General features: G+C 30.2%; 1 protein-coding gene. It reads right to left on the bottom strand.

All coding sequences use genetic code 11. From position 1 onward, the window contains the following. Nucleotides 1-235: 235 nt before the first annotated feature. Nucleotides 236-560, bottom strand: a 325-nt coding sequence (locus AC1DWA_RS33130) for a hypothetical protein (RefSeq protein ID WP_477917685.1), incomplete at its 5' end; no start/stop codon positions are given.

Here is a 560-nt window from a genome sequence, read left to right as displayed (position 1 = left end):
ATAAGAATGCTTGAGATACTATCTGTATTAGTTGAATTTGTGCATGAGATTATACGTGGACGTGGTTAAGCTGAAAGGGGACGAAAAGAAACTAAGACAGGCTGTTGCTGTGTATTATTTATAGAGAATAAGTATACGTGAAATTCAGAAAGTCACGAGAATTTCTTGAACTAATTCAGGCCGATAAATTAAAAAAAAGCAATAATTCAATATTGAATTATCACTCTTTTCATACCTATAATCTATATAAATCATCATAATTACATACTAGTTCTCTCAGCCATTGATGGTTTGAAATATTTAACTTTACAAGTTTTTCAAACACTTTCTCTTCAACAGCTCCCTTTAATATAAGGTGATGTTTACCAACATTGTTGTACTTTGCTGCTTCCAATTCGGTAATATCTTCTATATATTCTTGGGCCAATACTTCATAGGTAGGGTTACACAAAATGTGGCCTTTATAAATAAAATGTTTAACTTTGTAGATAGTTCTATCTACAAAGTATAGGTTATCCACTTTGTTAAATTTATTATAATCAATTAATGAGTTCATACTC

It is taken from the genome of Rhodococcus sp. P4_F3_2, from assembly GCF_056401335.1.
The sequence above is the reverse complement of the archived record's forward strand: the minus strand, read 5'-3'. Positions and strand labels throughout refer to the sequence as shown.